Source organism: Streptomyces sp. RGM 3693 (assembly GCF_050471125.1).
In the GTDB taxonomy this organism is placed as follows: Bacteria; Actinomycetota; Actinomycetes; order Streptomycetales; family Streptomycetaceae; genus Streptomyces.
In genome coordinates, this window is record NZ_JBMPPQ010000003.1 from 1,504,903 (window position 1) to 1,522,575 (window position 17,673).

The 17,673-nt window shown below is 66.8% G+C and carries 13 protein-coding genes, 2 rRNA genes and 1 riboswitch; of the genes, 2 read left to right on the top strand and 13 right to left on the bottom strand.

Annotated features, from left to right (window positions below):
* Positions 1–202 precede the first annotated feature (202 nt).
* Positions 203–391: a DUF5999 family protein gene (locus ACO0M4_RS35150; RefSeq protein ID WP_308303825.1), complete on the top strand. Its 189-nt coding sequence runs from the start codon at positions 203–205 to the stop codon at positions 389–391.
* A gap of 83 nt (positions 392–474) precedes the next feature.
* Here ACO0M4_RS35150 and gcvP read toward each other — a convergent pair whose 3' ends face one another.
* Complete coding sequence (gene gcvP, locus ACO0M4_RS35155) at positions 475–3,360, bottom strand: aminomethyl-transferring glycine dehydrogenase (RefSeq protein ID WP_430375130.1); 2,886 nt, start codon at positions 3,358–3,360, stop codon at positions 475–477.
* Positions 3,361–3,548: 188 nt separating this feature from the next.
* Positions 3,549–3,647, bottom strand: a riboswitch (glycine riboswitch).
* 114 nt (positions 3,648–3,761) lie between these two features.
* On the opposite strand from gcvP, the gene ACO0M4_RS35160 reads away from it, so the two are divergent.
* Positions 3,762–4,145, top strand: coding sequence for a PRC-barrel domain-containing protein (locus ACO0M4_RS35160; RefSeq protein ID WP_430375131.1), 384 nt, complete (start codon positions 3,762–3,764; stop codon positions 4,143–4,145).
* Here ACO0M4_RS35160 and ACO0M4_RS35165 read toward each other — a convergent pair.
* The 12 genes from ACO0M4_RS35165 to ACO0M4_RS35220 form a co-directional block, all read right to left on the bottom strand.
* Positions 4,055–5,494: a DNA polymerase IV gene (locus ACO0M4_RS35165; RefSeq protein WP_430375132.1), complete on the bottom strand. Its 1,440-nt coding sequence runs from the start codon at positions 5,492–5,494 to the stop codon at positions 4,055–4,057. The two genes, ACO0M4_RS35160 and ACO0M4_RS35165, sit on opposite strands and share 91 nt — an antisense overlap.
* A gap of 67 nt (positions 5,495–5,561) precedes the next feature.
* Positions 5,562–6,167, bottom strand: a complete 606-nt coding sequence (locus ACO0M4_RS35170; protein WP_390021420.1) for a MerR family transcriptional regulator — start codon at positions 6,165–6,167, stop codon at positions 5,562–5,564.
* A gap of 186 nt (positions 6,168–6,353) precedes the next feature.
* Entirely contained in the window at positions 6,354–6,824 is a 471-nt protein-coding gene (locus ACO0M4_RS35175) for a bifunctional nuclease family protein (RefSeq protein WP_016571419.1), read from the bottom strand.
* A 53-nt stretch (positions 6,825–6,877) separates the two neighbouring features.
* Positions 6,878–7,627 carry a MerR family transcriptional regulator gene (locus tag ACO0M4_RS35180; protein ID WP_430375133.1) on the bottom strand — a complete coding sequence of 250 codons (750 nt, stop codon included), beginning with the start codon at positions 7,625–7,627 and terminating at the stop codon, positions 6,878–6,880.
* A gap of 16 nt (positions 7,628–7,643) precedes the next feature.
* Entirely contained in the window at positions 7,644–8,492 is an 849-nt protein-coding gene (locus ACO0M4_RS35185; RefSeq protein ID WP_430375367.1) for an FHA domain-containing protein, read from the bottom strand.
* A gap of 118 nt (positions 8,493–8,610) precedes the next feature.
* Positions 8,611–9,600 carry a DUF881 domain-containing protein gene (locus ACO0M4_RS35190; RefSeq protein ID WP_430375134.1) on the bottom strand — a complete coding sequence of 330 codons (990 nt, stop codon included), beginning with the start codon at positions 9,598–9,600 and terminating at the stop codon, positions 8,611–8,613.
* A gap of 5 nt (positions 9,601–9,605) precedes the next feature.
* On the bottom strand, positions 9,606–9,938 hold the full coding sequence (locus ACO0M4_RS35195; protein WP_016578706.1) for a small basic family protein: 333 nt from the start codon (positions 9,936–9,938) through the stop codon (positions 9,606–9,608).
* Positions 9,935–10,858 (bottom strand): DUF881 domain-containing protein, encoded by a 924-nt coding sequence (locus tag ACO0M4_RS35200; protein ID WP_430375135.1) that lies wholly within the window; start codon positions 10,856–10,858, stop codon positions 9,935–9,937. Before ACO0M4_RS35200 ends, ACO0M4_RS35195 begins: the two co-directional genes overlap by 4 nt.
* Before the next feature lie 84 nt (positions 10,859–10,942).
* Positions 10,943–13,438, bottom strand: coding sequence for a sugar phosphate nucleotidyltransferase (locus tag ACO0M4_RS35205; RefSeq protein ID WP_430375136.1), 2,496 nt, complete (start codon positions 13,436–13,438; stop codon positions 10,943–10,945).
* Positions 13,439–13,555: 117 nt separating this feature from the next.
* Entirely contained in the window at positions 13,556–14,164 is a 609-nt protein-coding gene (locus ACO0M4_RS35210; protein ID WP_430375137.1) for a CDP-alcohol phosphatidyltransferase family protein, read from the bottom strand.
* A 146-nt stretch (positions 14,165–14,310) separates the two neighbouring features.
* Positions 14,311–14,427, bottom strand: a 5S ribosomal RNA gene (gene rrf / locus ACO0M4_RS35215).
* A 76-nt stretch (positions 14,428–14,503) separates the two neighbouring features.
* A 23S ribosomal RNA gene (locus ACO0M4_RS35220) occupies positions 14,504–17,625 on the bottom strand.
* Positions 17,626–17,673 lie beyond the last annotated feature (48 nt).

Genomic DNA, 17,673 nt, shown 5'->3' on the forward strand with positions numbered 1-17,673 from the left:
CAACCCCCGGGGGCACACGCTCAATTGGGAGCAACCGCCCGCACGGGTGACGCGTCACTATCGAGTGTGTACCGCTGCTGCGAAATCCCTGCGGAATCCCGTCCGTAGGGCAAGACTGGGACCGACAGGAAACGGGGGAGCGGCCATGACCACCTCGTCGAGCCGCACGACGTTCACCACTCCGCAGCGAAAGACAACTTCCATGTGCCAGCATCAACCGCCATGCCCGTCAGCCGACTCCACCGACCGGGAGGCCGCGCACCTGGTGGCGCACCACCCGGAGCAGGGCTGGAGCCTGCTGTGCAACGGCGTCCTGCTCTTCGAGGACACCGGTGAGCTGCTGCCGGACGGGCAGGTCATCGCCCCGACCCGGGTCACCGCCGCCGCTTGATCCCGCGGCCACCCGGCACGTACACCAGGGCCCCCGGCGCAGCAGCCGAGGGCCCTTGATGTTGCCACCGGTGGCCGAGGGGATCAGGCGTCGTACTCGTCCAGCGGCGGGCAGGAGCAGACGAGGTTGCGGTCACCGAAGGCGCCGTCGATCCGGCGCACCGGCGGCCAGTACTTCTCCGCGGCGGCGCCCCCGGCCGGGAAGACGGCCTCCGCGCGGGTGTACGGGTGGGTCCACTCGCCGCCGAGCGCGGCCGCGGTGTGCGGGGCGTTGCGCAGCGGGTTGTCGTCCTTGTCCCACTCCCCCGAGCCGACCTTGTCGATCTCGGCGCGGATGGCGATCATCGCGTCGCAGAACCGGTCCAGCTCGGCGAGGTCCTCGCTCTCGGTCGGCTCGATCATCAGCGTGCCGGCCACGGGGAAGGACATCGTCGGCGCGTGGAAGCCGTAGTCGATGAGCCGCTTGGCGACGTCGTCGATGCTCACGCCGGTCGCCTTGGTCAGCGGCCGGACGTCGATGATGCACTCGTGGGCGACCAACCCGCCGGGACCGGTGTAGAGCACCGGGTAGTGCGGCTCCAGGCGCTTGGCGACGTAGTTGGCGCTGAGCACCGCGACCTGGGTGGCGCGCTTGAGGCCCTCGCCACCCATCAGGCGGACGTACGCCCACGAGATCGGCAGGATGCCGGCCGAGCCCCAGGGGGCCGCGGAGATCGGACCGACGCCGGTCTCCGGACCCGCGGTGGGCTGTAGCGGGTGGTTGGGCAGGTACGGCGCCAGGTGGGCGCGGACGCCGACCGGGCCGACGCCGGGGCCACCGCCGCCGTGCGGGATGCAGAACGTCTTGTGCAGGTTGAGGTGCGAGACGTCGCCGCCGAACTTCCCCGGCTCGGCGAGGCCGACCAGGGCGTTGAGGTTCGCGCCGTCCACGTAGACCTGACCGCCGGCCTCGTGCACCGCGGCGCAGATCTGGGTGATGTGCTCCTCGAACACGCCGTGCGTGGACGGGTAGGTGACCATCAGGACGGCCAGTTCGTCCCGGTGCTTCTCGATCTTGGCGTGCAGGTCGTCGGCGTCGACCTCGCCGTCCTCACCGGTCTTGACGACGACGACCTTCATACCGGCCATCACGGCGCTGGCGGCGTTGGTGCCGTGCGCCGACGACGGGATCAGGCAGACGGTGCGCTGCTCGTCCCCGTTGGCACGGTGGTAGGCGCGGACGGCGAGCAGACCGGCCAGCTCGCCCTGGGAGCCGGCGTTGGGCTGGATGGACACCTTGTCGTAGCCGGTGACCGCGGCGAGCCGCTCCTCCAACTCCCGGATGAGCGTGAGGTAGCCCTCGGCCTGGTCGGCCGGGGCGAAGGGGTGCAGCTGGCCGAACTCGGGCCAGGTGACCGGCTCCATCTCGGTGGTGGCGTTCAGCTTCATCGTGCAGGAGCCGAGCGGGATCATGCCGCGGTCCAGCGCGTAGTCCTTGTCGGCGAGGGTGCGCAGGTAGCGCAGCATCGCGGTCTCGGAGCGGTGCTGGTGGAAGACCGGGTGGCCGAGGTAGTCGTCGGTGCGCTGCAGCGACTGCGGAAGGGCGTCGGCGGCGGCCGCGTCCAGCGCGTCGATGTCGCCGTGGACCCCGAACGCGCCCCAGACGCCGGCCAGCTGGGCGCGCCCGGTGGTCTCGTCGCAGGCGATGCCGACCAGGTCGGCGTCGACCTGGCGGAGGTTGACGCCGGCCTCGCGGGCCGCGGCGACGACCTCGGCGGCCCGGCCGGGCACCCGGGCGGTCAGGGTGTCGAAGTAGCCGTCGTGGAGCAGCTCGACGCCGCCGGCCTTGAGGCCCTCGGCCAGGATCGCGGCGTACCGGTGGGTGCGGCGGGCGATGGTGCGCAGCCCGTCGGGGCCGTGGTACACGGCGTACATCCCGGCCATGACGGCGAGCAGCACCTGCGCGGTGCAGATGTTGCTGGTGGCCTTCTCACGGCGGATGTGCTGCTCGCGGGTCTGCAGTGCCAGGCGGTAGGCCTTGTTGCCGTCGGCGTCGACGGAGACGCCCACCAGGCGGCCGGGCAGGCTGCGGGCGTACTGCTCGCGGACGGCCATGTAGCCGGCGTGCGGCCCGCCGAAGCCCATCGGGACACCGAAGCGCTGGCTGGTGCCGATCGCGATGTCGGCGCCGAGCTCGCCGGGCGAGGTGAGCAGCGTCAGCGCCAGCAGATCGGCGGCGACGGTGACGATCGCGCCCAGCTCGTGCGCCCGCTCGATCACCGCCCGCGGGTCGCGCACGGCGCCGGACGCGCCAGGGTACTGGAGCAGTACGCCGAAGACACCGCGCTCGGCGATCTCGTCCGGGATGCCGTCGGTGAGGTCGGCGACCACGACCTCCACGCCGGTCGGTTCGGCGCGGGTCTGGATGACGGCGACGGTCTGCGGCAGACAGTCCGCGTCGACCAGGAAGACGCCCTGCTTGACCTTGCCGACCCGGCGGGCGAGCGCCATCGCCTCGGCGGCGGCGGTGCCCTCGTCCAGGAGGGACGCACCGGAGGTGGGCAGTCCGGTCAGGTCGGCGACCACGGTCTGGAAGTTCAGCAGGGCCTCCAGGCGGCCCTGCGAGATCTCCGGCTGGTAGGGCGTGTAGGCCGTGTACCAGGACGGGTTCTCCATGACGTTGCGCAGGATCACCGGCGGGGTGAACGTGCCGTAGTAGCCGAGTCCGATCATGGACGACAGGACCTGGTTGCGGTCGGCGAGCGCGTGCAGCTCCGCCAGGACCTCGGCCTCGGTACGGGCCTGCGGCAGGCCGAGCGCCTCGGCGCTCTTGATCACGTCGGGGACGGCGGTGGCGGTGAGCTCGTCCAGCGATCCGAAGCCGACCTGCGCGAGCATCTTGGCCTGCGCCTCGTGGTCGGGCCCGATGTGCCGGCGCTCGAACGGAGTGCCGCGCTCCAGTTCGGTCAGGGAGATGCGGTTGGTGGTCATCTGCGGGGGCCTCCTGGTCAGTACGACCTACGAGGGGCACCACGGCGCTGGTGCCCGGACGGCCTCCCCCTCTGTCATCTCAACCTGAGAGCTTCACCGGCCCGCGCGCTGCGGTCCGGCTTTCACCGTCGGTGAGGAAGGGTTCCGGCATGTACCTGCCCGTGGCCCGCCCTGCTTTCCAGAGTGACCTCATCCATGCGGTACGTGTGCCTGAGAGATTCCGGGGAGGATTTGCTCCTTCGGCGCCCCTGGTCGCGAACGACAAAGGACTCTCCCGCATGGGGTCGACGGCCATTCGCCAGCCTACCAGCGCACTGCCGGAACGATCCTTCGAGTGGCCGAGGCATGAAATGTGCCGTTTCGTAGTTGTCACAAGGCAGTTGCGACCAATTGGAGGGACCGTGCAAACCGATATCGATCCCCGGAGCCTCATCGGCCGCAAAGCGTTCGACCGGAACGGCGCGAAAATAGGGACCGTCGACGAGGTCTACCTCGACGACGCGACGGGCGAACCGGAATGGGCGGCCGTCCGCACCGGCCTGTTCAGTCGGGATGCGTTCGTTCCCCTGGAACCGAGCAAGATGGTCGGCGACAGCCTGCACATCCCCTACGACCGCAAGCTGATCAAGGATGCCCCGGACTTCGGCGTCGGCCGGCACCTCTCCCCCGAGCAGGAACTCCAGCTCTACCACCACTACCGCCTGGATATCTCCGCACCGGCCGCGGACTCCGCCTCGTCGGCCGGCGACGCCGACTTCGGGCGGATCGCCGGCGCGGACGACTGATCCGGTTCGCCCGGCAGCGGCAGGGGCTCGCCCGGCCGCAACGCCGGATCGTCGACGGCGAAGGTCCGCACCCGCCCCGGTGCGGACCACGGCGTCTCGAACCGCACGGTCACCCTCCCCACGCCACTGCCCTGCACCCATCCGGCACCGAACTCCTCGTGGACCACGTCCAGCCCCGGGTGCCAGCGCCGCGGCAGCTCCGCACCGGACTCCGGCACCCCCGCCGCTTCCGGTTCCGCCGTCCCGCCCGCCGCCTGCTCCGCCGCCTCCCGCTCCGTGGCCAGCTGGGCGAACAGGTCCTCCTGCGTGAAGTCGGCCAGCCCGCTCACCCCCACGCCCAGCAGCCGCACCCCACCCGTGGTGTCCACCGTCTCCAGCAGCCGCACGGCGGCCTCCCGGACGACCGCCGGGTCGTCGGTCGGCCCGCGCAGGGTCTCCGACCGGGTCAGCGTCGAGAAGTCGTAGTTCCGCACCTTGAGCACCACCGTGCGCCCGGACCGCCCGGCCGCCCGCAGTCGCACCACACACCGATCGGCCAGCCGCAGCACCTCGGTCCGCACCCGCGTCCGGTCAGTCAGGTCGACCTCGAAGGTGTCCTCCACCGACACCGACTTCGCATCCCGCTCGGCCACCACCGGCCGCTCGTCCCGGCCCAGCGCCATCCCGTACAGCCCGGTGCCGTGCGCCTTGCCGAGCAACCGCACCAGCTCCGCCTCGCCGGCCTCCGCGGTCTCCGCGACGGTGTGGATCCCGGCCCGGCGCAGCGTCTCGGCCGTCGCCGGCCCCACCCCGGGCAGCGTCCGCACCGGCATCGGCCCCAGCAGTTCCCGCTCGGTGCCCGGCTCGATGACCACCAGGCCGTCCGGTTTCGCCGCCTCGGACGCGATCTTGGCGAGCATCTTGGCGCCGGCCAGCCCCACCGAACCGGTCAGCCCGGTGGCCGCCCGGATATCGCGCCGCAGCTGCTCCCCCACGGCTCGCACCGCGGCAGTCTCCGCCGCCACCCCGCCGGCCTCCAGGTCCACGAAGGCCTCGTCCAGGCTCAGCGGCTCCACGAGCGGTGACAACGCCCGCAGCAGCTCCATGACCGATTCACTCACCTGGCGGTACAGCGTGAACCGGGGATTGAGATAAGCGGCATTGGGGCACAGTCGGCGCGCCTGCGCCGTCGGCATCGCCGAACGTACCCCGAAGACCCGCGCCTCGTACGAGGCGGTGGCGACCACACCGCGCGGCCCGATCCCGCCGACGACCACGGGTTTTCCCCGCAGGCTCGGCTTGGCCGCCTGCTCGGCGGCCGCATAGAACGCATCCATGTCCAGATGCAGGATCGTCGGCGCACGTCTCACACCACTGATGCTGCCGCACACCACTGACAATCGACCCGGTCCCGGGCCGGGAACCGCCCGGGAGCCGTCAGCCGGCCCGGTTGCGGCGCCGCGCCAACTCGTCGTGCGGGTTCTTCCCGATCAGCGTCTCGCCGGTGTCCACCCGCTCCCCGTGGAGCTGTGACAGCGCACCCTCCACGTCCCGCCACACCACGCCCACGGCGATCCCGAAGACGCCCTGGCCGCCCTGGAGCAGATCCACGACCTGGTCGGGCGAGGTGCACTCGTAGACCGTCGCGCCATCGCTCATCAGCGTCATCCGCGTCAGGTCGTCCAGCCCCCGCGCCCGCAGATGCTGGACGGCGGCGCGGATGTTCTGCAGCGACACCCCGGTGTCCAACAACCGCTTGACGATCTTCAGGACGACGACGTCCCGGAAGCTGTAGAGCCGCTGGGTCCCGGACCCGTAGGCCGGCCGGATACTGGGCTCCACGAGGCCCGTCCGCGCCCAGTAGTCCAGCTGTCGGTAGGTGATGCCCGCCGCCGCGCATGCGGTCGGTCCGCGGTAGCCGATGCTCTCCGCCTCGCGGTCCCCCGACATCGCAGCGGCCTGTACCGGGCTGCGGTTCGTCGCCGCGCCCGCGTGGAGCGGCAATGCCCCTTCCGCCGCCGTACCGTCGCCGGTGATTGCCACGCCGCCCTCCGTCCTTCACGTCCCGGACGGGACCTGCCATATCGACGGTATGCAGTCGCTCGGGGTGCGTCAACGATCGCCGCGCTCGCCACGCCGAGTGATAATCACCCTACGAGTGGTTTCTCGTGACTTGTCACGGGGAAGGGATTACAGGTTGGCCGGAAACAGGTGGTTCACCTGGCCGGTTCACTGGTTAGTGCCGAAGTCCTCGGGCGAGATCTGGTCGAGGAACTCGCGGAACTTCTCCACCTCGTCCTCCTGCTCGTCCGGGATGGCGATCCCCGCATCGTCCAACACACCGTCGGTACCGAAGATCGGCGTCCCGGTGCGCAGCGCCAGCGCTATCGCGTCCGACGGCCGGGCACTGACCTCGACGCCACTGGCGAAGACCAGTTCGGCGTAGAAGACCCCTTCACGCAGATCCGTGATCCGGACCTGCGTGAGCTCCTGCCCCACGGCTTCCAGCACGTCCTTGAAGAGGTCATGTGTCAGCGGCCTGGCAGGGACCATGCCCTGCTGGGCGAACGCAATGGCGGTGGCCTCTCCCGGCCCGATCCAAATGGGCAGGTAACGGTCGCCTCCCACCTCCCGCAGCAGCACGATCGGTTGGCTGGAAGGCATCTCCACCCGGACACCCACGACGTCGAGCTCGTTCACACAGCAACCCTAGGCCGTGCCCGGCAGGTTTGGGTAGTCGGGCACTCGTTTGCTCACGGCAGACGGACGCGAAGGGCGCTCTGCAACAGCGCCGCGTGCAGCCGCACCGACAGCATGGCCAGCTCCCTGGCGGTGGCCTCGGCATGGGCCCGGGTCTGCGGATTGCGGTGCCGCCGAAGGGGTGCAACGACCTGCTCGACCAGCCCCGCCTCGCGCTCCGCGGCCGCCTTCACGGCACGCAGGTGCCGCGGCTCCAGACCGAAGCGGCCGAGGTCCGCCACGAGTTTGGCGACGGTGACGGCTTCGATGTCGTACCCCCCGCCCTCGTGGGGCACGATGAGTCCGTACGACTCCCAGTCGGCGAACGTCGCCTCGTCCACCTCGGTGGCGGCCAGCAGCTCCGCCCGGCCGATCCGAGCGGCCGTCGGGTGCTCCTCGTCCGGGTCCGGCGCGCCCTCGACCAGATCCCGGGGCGGCGCCGCCGGAGCGGGCAGTTGCACCTGCTCGCCCCGCTCCAGGGCGTCGAGATGCTCCTTGATGACCTTCAGGGGGAGGTAGTGGTCCCGCTGCATCCGCAGCACGCCGGCCAGTCGCTCGACGTCGGCCGCGGTGAACTTGCGGTACCCGGAAGGCGTGCGCTGCGGTTCGACCAACCCCTCGGCCTCCAGGAACCGGATCTTGGAGATGGTGACCTCGGGGAACTCCTCGCGCAGCACGTTGAGCACGGTGCCGATGCTCATCGGTTTGCGGTCCAAGGAGGCGGCGCCGGACGAACCGGCACCGCCTGTCGGTGTGTGGCGCATATGCCTTCCCTGGCGGTCAGATACCGACGCCCCGCTGGCTCGCGTAGAAGACCAGGCGGTACTTGCCGATCTGTACCTCGTCGCCGTTGGAGAGGACCGCGGAGTCGATCGGCTCGCGGTTGACGTAGGTGCCGTTGAGGCTGCCGACGTCGGTGACCGTGAAGCGACCGTCCGAACCGCGGCGGAACTCCACGTGGCTGCGGGAGACCGTCACGTCGTCGAGGAAGATGTCGCCCTGCGGGTGCCGGCCCGCCGTCGTCAGCTCACCGTCCAGGAGGAAGCGGCTGCCGGCGTTCGGACCCCGGCGGACGACCAGCAGCGCCGAGCCCATCGGGAGGGCGTCGACGGCCGCCTGGGCCTCCGGGGAGAGCGCGGGCGAGAGGTTCTGCCCGGTCGCCTCCGCGTCGTACGCCTCGATCCCCGAGATGGAGATCGTCGAGGTCGTCTCGGAGGCCCGCTCGGGCTGGGCGCCAGCACGCAGCGGCGCGCCGCAGTTGGAGCAGAACCGGCTCGCCTCGGCGTTCCGGTGCCCACACCTCGTACAAACCGGCAAGGTCGACCCTCCACCCGTGTGTGCGGCTGATGGTTCCTGGGAACCTATGCGGCCAGCACCGGAGGGGTCAACAGAACCCGCGCCGTGCCCCCCGGACGGACCGCCAACCTCATCACGGAAGAGCGGACGGTTCTCGGACGCACCTTCTTCCTCCGGCCGGCGCGGGGCGCGATGCCGCGCCGAGCCGCCGTCGCCTTCCTGGCGCGCGCTCTTGCCGAACAGCTTTCCAAACAACTTCACGGGCGATTCCCCTTGTACGACACAGACCCGCCCGTGGGGCAGGACGAACCCTCGATGCACACAATGGCCGATCCGGACATCCTGTGAACGTCCGTGGCCTTCAGACAGTTTCCACCACACACCACACGCACGGTGCGTCGACCCCCCGCTACCTCATGCCCTCGCCGGGCCATCACCATACGTAGATGCCTCACTGGGATGACGACCGAGCGTAGTCAGGCCGCTTCGCCTCCCGCAAGGCGTCCACAATGATCTTCTGTTCACGGGTCACAGACACCTTGGCCTGCTCCTTTTCCAGCGTCTGGACCACTCCGCCAGGGATGTTGAGCGCCGGCTCCAGGTCCTCCGGCTTCCCGATGACCTTGAACCGGTACGGCGGCGTGACGCGCTTGCCGTCGATCTCCACCCCGCCCCGGAGGTCCGAGAGAGAGGTGTTCGCGACGACGCGAACGTCATTGACCTGGATGGCCTCGGCGCCGGCCGCCCGCAGTTCCTGGATGGTGTCCAGCAGTTTGTCCGCTTCCACGGAGTGGTGGGGATCGTCGATGGTCAGGTTTATGCCGGGGCCTTGCGCCGCGACGGTCCCGGCCAGTACGCCCAGCTGCTGTTCCTTCTCCACGGTCTGCTTACGGGCCTCCTCAGCCTGGTCCGAGCTGTTCTCCAGCTCGGTCTTCTGCCCTTCCAGGCGCCGCTGCTCATCCGTCAACCGCTGGGAGCGATTGTCCAGTTCATCCAGGATGCGCACCAAGTCCTCTTGGCGTGCACCCCGCAGCGCACTGCTGTCACTCGTGGAACGTACCTGAATCGCGAGGCCGAGGCCGAGAATGAACAGGAGCAACGCGACGATCAGTTGAGCCCGGGTCAGTCGCGGCGGCCACAGACTGGCCCGCAGCCGCTGCCGACCGGTCGCCGGAGACGGCACGGCTTCCTCGTCCGTCGCCGCATCCGTGTCGGCACCAACTGCCGGTTCCGTCCCGTTCTGCCCTGCTTCCGGCTCTTCGCGCTCCGGTTCCGGCCCGCCGGTCCGCTCCTCCGCCCATCCGGGCCTACGGGGTCGCTCGGGCGGCATCGGCCGCCGCTCGGCCGGGTGCTCCTGAGAACCGTCCTGCGCCGGGCCGGGCTTCCGCTCCGACCGCTCCTCGGGCGTGCGCTCCGGCTCCGGGGTCTCGTCCGCTGCCATCGGCCTCACGCCCGGAAGACGTGCCGGCGGATCGCGGCAGCGTTGGAGAAGATGCGGATGCCGAGCACCACGACGACGCCGGTGGAAAGTTGAGCGCCGACGCCCAGCTTGTCGCCGAGGAAGACGATCAGGGCGGCAACCACGACGTTCGACAGGAAGGAGACGACGAAGACCTTGTCGTCGAAGATGCCGTCCAGCATCGCCCGCAGACCGCCGAACACGGCGTCCAAAGCGGCGACGACAGCGATCGGCAAGTAGGGCTCGACCACCGTCGGCACCACGGGTCGGACGACAATTCCGACCACGACTCCCACGATGAGGCCCAGTACGGCGATCACGATGTGCCCTTCCCTGTGTCGGCGCCGTCCGCCTTCGCGGCACCGGCCTTCGGCTTTGCAGTACGTACGGTCAAACTGGGCGCGGGCGGCAGCGTGACCTCGCTCTCCACGGAAATCCTGGCGCGCACGCCGTAGTTCTCCTGCAGCACGTGCAGATACTGGCCGTCGGCACTGTCCTGGAACTCGGTGCTCAGCCGCTGCCCGTTCCCCACCGCCAGCACCGTATAGGGCGGCACCAGTGGCTTGTTGTCGACCAGTATGGCGTCTCCCGCGGCTCTGATCGCCGAGAGCGACGTAAGCCGCTGCCCATTGACGGAGATGGCCTCCGCACCGGACTGCCAGAGGCCGTTGACGACACGCTGCATGTCACGGTCGCGTACCCGCCCGGTGTCCGAGAAATCGCTGCTCTCGCGAGGGCCCCCGGTCCCGGCCTCCGACCCCTTGGCGTCGTCCACGACGAGCTTCACGCCCGGTCCGGTGACCTGGGTGGAACCGGCCAGCAGCGCCAACAGTTCGGCCTTGCCGTCACCGTGCTGCTTCAGCGCCTCGCGCTGCATCCGGTCCACCGCGTCCCGGGTCGTGTCCACCCGCTGCTGCTGGGTGTCCGCTTCGGCGGTGCCCTTCTGGATGCGGTGGATCAGCTCCTCGCGTTCCTTGGCCAGTGTCGGCGCCGACACCCGAGCCTGTGCCGCCCCTACGGTCACCACCAGCGCCGCCAGTACCAGACCGGCCGCCAGGCCCAACTTCGCCCGCAGCGTGCGCGGCAGGCCGCTGACGCCCTCGGCGGACTTCCGCGCAGCAGCCTCGGCGTAACCGTCGTCGAGGCTGTGGTCCATCACGTTGGTCAGCAGCGACATGGACGCGTCGGGACGCCCCGCCGAGGGGTGGGGGTTGCTCCGATCGGGGCGCTGCGGCGACATGCCGCACATCGTCGCACGTCGGCGCCAAGGTCTCCCAATGGCCCCACCGGCGTGCCGATCGGGCGGCACGCCGATGGGGAGAGGTCAGCGTCCGGCGCTGTCCACTACGGCCGCCCACTCGTCCAGCAGCTGCTGGGCGGAGACGTCGTCCGGGCCTTCCGCCCAGAGATGGGTGACCGCCTCGGCCGGGTCGGGCAGCACCAGCACCCAGCGCCCGTCGGCCTCCACGATCCGCACGCCGTCGGTGGTGTCCACGTCCCGGTCGCCGGCCGCCTCCACGACGTGCCGCATCACCAGGCCCTTGACCGCCCACGGCGTCGCCAGGTCACGCCGCTGAACGTGCGCCCTCGGGATCCGCGCGTCGATCTGGCTCAGCGTGAGCTGCGTACGGGCCACCAGCCCGATCAGCCGGACGAACGCCGCGGCGCCGTCGAAGACACTGCTGAACTCCGGAATGATGAAACCGCCCATCCCGTCACCACCGAACACCGTGCCGTCCGACCGCCCCACCCGAGTGAGGTCGTCCGGCGAGGTCGTCGTCCATTCGACCTGCGTGCCGTGGTACGCCGCCACCTGCTCGGCGATCCGGGTCGTGGTCACCGGTAGCGCCACCCGGCCGCTGCGCCGCTCTGCGGCGACCAGGTCCAGCATCACCAGCAGCGCACGGTCGTCCTCGATGATCCGGCCGCGCTCGTCCACCAAGGAGAGCCGCTCGCCGACCGGATCGAAGCGCACGCCGAACGCCGCCCGGGCCGAAGCCACGATCTCACCGAGCCGGACCAGACCGGAGCGGCGGGCATCGGCGGTCTCGGTCGGCCGGGACTCGTCGAGACCGGGATTGATGGTCAACGAGTCGACGCCGAGCCGGCCCAGGAGGCTCGGCAACACCAGACCGGCGCTGCCGTTCGAGGCGTCCACCACGACCTTCAGACCGGAATCGCTGATGCCCGTGGTGTCCACCGCCCGCAGCAGCGCTCCCGTATAGGAGTCGAAGATGCTGGACGGAAATTGGAGATCACCGATCTCACCGGGGAAGGCCCGTCGGTACTCCTGCCGGGCATAGACCCGGTCGAGCTTGCGCTGCCCGGCCTGCGAGAGGTCCGCGCCCCGCTCGTCGAAGAACATGATGTCGACGGAGTCCGGCACCCCCGGCGTGGTCCGCACCATGATCCCGCCGGCGCTGCCCCGCGCGGTCTGTTGCCGGGCGACCGGCAAGGGCACGTTCTCCAGGTCGCGGACGTCGATGGCACTCGCCTGCAACGCGGAGATCACCGCGCGCTTCAGGGCCCGGGCACCACGGGAGTGGTCGCGTGCCGTGGTGACCGTCGAGCCCTTCTTCAACGTGGTGGCGTACGCACCGGCGAGCCGCACGGCGAGTTCCGGGGTGATCTCGACGTTGAGGATCCCCGACACCCCGCGCGCCCCGAAGAGGTGCGCCTGCCCGCGGGATTCCCAGATGACCGAGGTGTTGACGAACGCACCGGCCTCGATCGTCTTGAAGGGATAGACCCGCACATTGCCCTGGACGATCGACTCCTCACCGATGAGGCACTCATCGCCGATGACCGCGCCGTCCTCGATCCGCGCGGACCGCATGATGTCGGTGTTCTTGCCGATCACACAGCCGCGCAGATTGCTCTGCTGACCGATGTAGACGTTGTCGTGCACGACTGCGCGGTGGAGGAACGCACCGCTCTTGACGACGACGTTGGAGCCGACGACGGTGTGCTCGCGGATCTCCACGTCCGCCTCGACCTTGGCGTAGTCACCGATGTACAACGGGCCGCGCAACACCGCATCCGGGTGCACTTCGGCGCCTTCGGCGACCCACACTCCCGGTGAGATCTCGAAACCGTCGATATCGACATCGACCTTGCCTTCGAGCACATCGGCCTGGGCCTTCACATAGCTTTCGTGCGTACCGACGTCCTCCCAGTAGCCCTCGGCGACATAGCCATAGATGGGCTTGCCTTCCTTCATCAACTGAGGGAAGACGTCACCGGACCAGTCCACCGGAACATCGGGATCGACGTAGTCGAACACCTCCGGCTCCATCACATAGATACCGGTGTTGACCGTGTCCGAGAAGACCTGACCCCAAGTAGGCTTTTCCAGGAATCGTTCGACCTGACCGCCCTCGTCGACGATGGTGATGCCGAACTCCAGCGGATTGGGCACCCGCGTGAGGCAGACCGTGACGAGGGCACCCTTTTCCTTGTGGAACCGGATGAGATCGGTGAGGTCGAAGTCGGTGAGGGCATCACCGGAGATGACCAGGAAGGCATCGTCCTTGAGGGCCTCCTCGGCGTTCTTCACGCTCCCGGCGGTGCCGAGTGGCTTTTCCTCATTGGCATACGTGAGCTCCATTCCGAGCTCTTCCCCGTCGCCGAAATAGTTCCGGACGAGCGAGGCCAGGAATTGCACGGTCACGACGGTCTCGGTGAGACCATGCCTTTTCAACAGCCGCAGTACATGCTCCATGATCGGCCTATTGGCCACGGGGAGCAGCGGCTTGGGCATGCTGGACGTCATGGGGCGAAGGCGTGTTCCTTCGCCGCCGGCCATCACAACGGCCTTCATGTCGGAAGCGTCCTCCTCGAAGAGACGACGGTCTTGCCGACTTCACTTGTCAAGAGCGCCCGCTGTATCCCCCGTCGCGGGCGCTGGGCCTTGGCGCGATCTGCCGCTTCGGCGAGCTCAGTCGGCCGTGGCGTCCGCCCTGATGATCCTGCGGACCTGGACCACGTAGAGGATCCCTGCCCACCAGTACAGCGCTGTACCCCATCCGGCGAACGCCCATCCGAAAATAGCAGCGAGTGAGTGAAGCCAGCCACTTCCGTCACTGAGCAGCAGCAACGGGAAGGCGTACATCAAGTTGAACGTAGCCGCTTTGCCCAGGAAGTTCACCTGGGGCGGACCGTACCCGTGGCGTCCGAGGACCCCGACCGCGATCAGCAACATCAACTCACGGGCGAGCAGCGCCGCGGTGAGCCAGACCGGGAGGATCTCCCGCCAGGTCAGACCAACGAGGGTCGAGAGGATGTAGAGCCGGTCGGCAGCCGGATCGAGGATCCGTCCCAGGCTGCTGATCTGGTTCCAGCGCCGGGCCAGCTTGCCGTCGAGGTAATCGCTGACACCGCTGAACGCGAGAACCAGCAGCGCCCAGCCATCGGCCCTCGGGCCGCCGAATTCCGGCCAGAGGATCAGCCACAGGAACACTGGCACGCCGACCAGGCGCGCCATGCTCAGAATATTCGGGATGGTGAGGACACGATCTGTTTGGATCCGCGTCTCCTGGACCTCCACGCGGAAGCCTCCTGTGGGAAAAATATGCCGATGATGCCCCCGACTTTACCTGGCCCGCCGGCCGCGCCGCGCCGTGGGGCCCCGTCGCAGAACGCAAGAAAGCCTCGTTGGGAACCGAAGTTCCCAACGAGGCTTTATTAAAATTTGTTCGGCGGCGTCCTACTCTCCCACAGGGTCCCCCCTGCAGTACCATCGGCGCTGAAAGGCTTAGCTTCCGGGTTCGAAATGTAACCGGGCGTTTCCCTAACGCTAAAACCACCGAAACACTATGAAGATAACCAACCGGAGCATGACTCAACAGTCGTTACTTCAGAACCTACACAGTGGACGCGAGCAACTGAGGACAAGCCCTCGGCCTATTAGTACCAGTCAACTCCACACCTTACGGCGCTTCCATATCTGGCCTATCAACCCAGTCATCTACTGGGAGCCTTACCCCATCAAGTGGGAGGGAGCCCTCATCTCGAAGCAGGCTTCCCGCTTAGATGCTTTCAGCGGTTATCCTTTCCGAACGTAGCCAACCAGCCATGCCCTTGGCAGAACAACTGGCACACCAGAGGTCCGTCCGTCCCGGTCCTCTCGTACTAGGGACAGCCCTTCTCAAGACTCCTACGCGCGCAGCGGATAGGGACCGAACTGTCTCACGACGTTCTAAACCCAGCTCGCGTACCGCTTTAATGGGCGAACAGCCCAACCCTTGGGACCGACTCCAGCCCCAGGATGCGACGAGCCGACATCGAGGTGCCAAACCATCCCGTCGATATGGACTCTTGGGGAAGATCAGCCTGTTATCCCCGGGGTACCTTTTATCCGTTGAGCGACGGCGCTTCCACAAGCCACCGCCGGATCACTAGTCCCTACTTTCGTACCTGCTCGACCCGTCAGTCTCACAGTCAAGCTCCCTTGTGCACTTACACTCAACACCTGATTACCAACCAGGCTGAGGGAACCTTTGGGCGCCTCCGTTACTCTTTAGGAGGCAACCGCCCCAGTTAAACTACCCACCAGACACTGTCCCTGATCCGGATCACGGACCCAGGTTAGACATCCAGCACGACCAGAGTGGTATTTCAACAACGACTCCACACCAACTGGCGTTGGCGCTTCAAAGTCTCCCACCTATCCTACACAAGCCGAACCGAACACCAATATCAAGCTATAGTAAAGGTCCCGGGGTCTTTCCGTCCTGCTGCGCGAAACGAGCATCTTTACTCGTAATGCAATTTCACCGGGCCTATGGTTGAGACAGTCGAGAAGTCGTTACGCCATTCGTGCAGGTCGGAACTTACCCGACAAGGAATTTCGCTACCTTAGGATGGTTATAGTTACCACCGCCGTTTACTGGCGCTTAAGTTCTCAGCTTCGCCCCACCGAAATGGAGCTAACCGGTCCCCTTAACGTTCCAGCACCGGGCAGGCGTCAGTCCGTATACATCGCCTTACGGCTTCGCACGGACCTGTGTTTTTAGTAAACAGTCGCTTCTCGCTGGTCTCTGCGGCCACCCCCAGCTCAGGAAGCAAGTTCCCTCACCAGAAATGGCCCCCCTTCTCCCGAAGTTACGGGGGCATTTTGCCGAGTTCCTTAACCATAGTTCACCCGAACGCCTCGGTATTCTCTACCTGACCACCTGAGTCGGTTTAGGGTACGGGCCGCCATGAAACTCGCTAGAGGCTTTTCTCGACAGCATAGGATCATCCACTTCACCACAATCGGCTCGGCATCAGGTCTCAGCCTTAACGTGTGACGGATTTACCTACCACACGGCCTACACCCTTACCCCGGGACAACCACCGCCCGGGCTGGACTACCTTCCTGCGTCACCCCATCGCTTACCTACTACCACCTTGGGTCAACGGCTCCACCACGTCCCTTTGTCCGAAGACTCCAGGCCGGCTTCACGGCTTTAGCATTAATGGATTCGATATTGGGCGTTTCAAAGCGGGTACCGGAATATCAACCGGTTGTCCATCGACTACGCCTGTCGGCCTCGCCTTAGGTCCCGACTTACCCTGGGCAGATCAGCTTGACCCAGGAACCCTTAGTCAATCGGCGCAAGAGTTTCCCACTCTTGTATCGCTACTCATGCCTGCATTCTCACTCGTGAACCGTCCACAACTCGTTTCCACGGCTGCTTCACCCGGCACACGACGCTCCCCTACCCATCACGATCCCCGTTGGGGGTAATATCGCAATGACACGACTTCGGCGGTGTACTTGAGCCCCGCTACATTGTCGGCGCGGAATCACTTGACCAGTGAGCTATTACGCACTCTTTCAAGGGTGGCTGCTTCTAAGCCAACCTCCTGGTTGTCTCTGCGACTCCACATCCTTTCCCACTTAGCACACGCTTAGGGGCCTTAGTCGATGCTCTGGGCTGTTTCCCTCTCGACCATGGAGCTTATCCCCCACAGTCTCACTGCCGCGCTCTCACTTACCGGCATTCGGAGTTTGGCTAAGGTCAGTAACCCGGTAGGGCCCATCGCCTATCCAGTGCTCTACCTCCGGCAAGAAACACACGACGCTGCACCTAAATGCATTTCGGGGAGAACCAGCTATCACGGAGTTTGATTGGCCTTTCACCCCTAACCACAGGTCATCCCCCAGGTTTTCAACCCTGGTGGGTTCGGTCCTCCACGAAGTCTTACCTCCGCTTCAACCTGCCCATGGCTAGATCACTCCGCTTCGGGTCTTGAGCATGCTACTCCACGCCCTATTCGGACTCGCTTTCGCTACGGCTTCCCCACACGGGTTAACCTCGCAACATACCGCAAACTCGCAGGCTCATTCTTCAAAAGGCACGCAGTCACGACGCACCAAGCAAGCTTGATGCGCGACGCTCCCACGGCTTGTAGGCACACGGTTTCAGGTACTATTTCACTCCGCTCCCGCGGTACTTTTCACCATTCCCTCACGGTACTATCCGCTATCGGTCACCAGGGAATATTTAGGCTTAACGGGTGGTCCCGCCAGATTCACACGGGATTTCTCGGGCCCCGTGCTACTTGGGTGGTTCTTAAGCAAGCCGCTAATGTTTCAGCTACGGGGGTCTTACCCTCTACGCCGGACCTTTCGCATGTCCTTCGCCTACATCAACGGTTTCTGACTCGCCGACCGGCCGGCAGACCGATCAAAAGAACTCCCACAACCCCAACCACGCAACCCCTGCCGGGTATCACACGTGACTGGTTTGGCCTCATCCAGTTTCGCTCGCCACTACTCCCGGAATCACGGTTGTTTTCTCTTCCTGCGGGTACTGAGATGTTTCACTTCCCCGCGTTCCCTCCACACTGCCTATGTGTTCAGCAGCGGGTGACAGCCCATGACGACTGCCGGGTTTCCCCATTCGGACACCCCCGGATCAAAGCTTGGTTGACAGCTCCCCGGGGCCTATCGTGGCCTCCCACGTCCTTCATCGGTTCCTGGTGCCAAGGCATCCACCGTGCGCCCTTAAAAACTTGGCCACAGATGCTCGCGTCCACTGTGCAGTTCTCAAGCAACGACCAGCCACC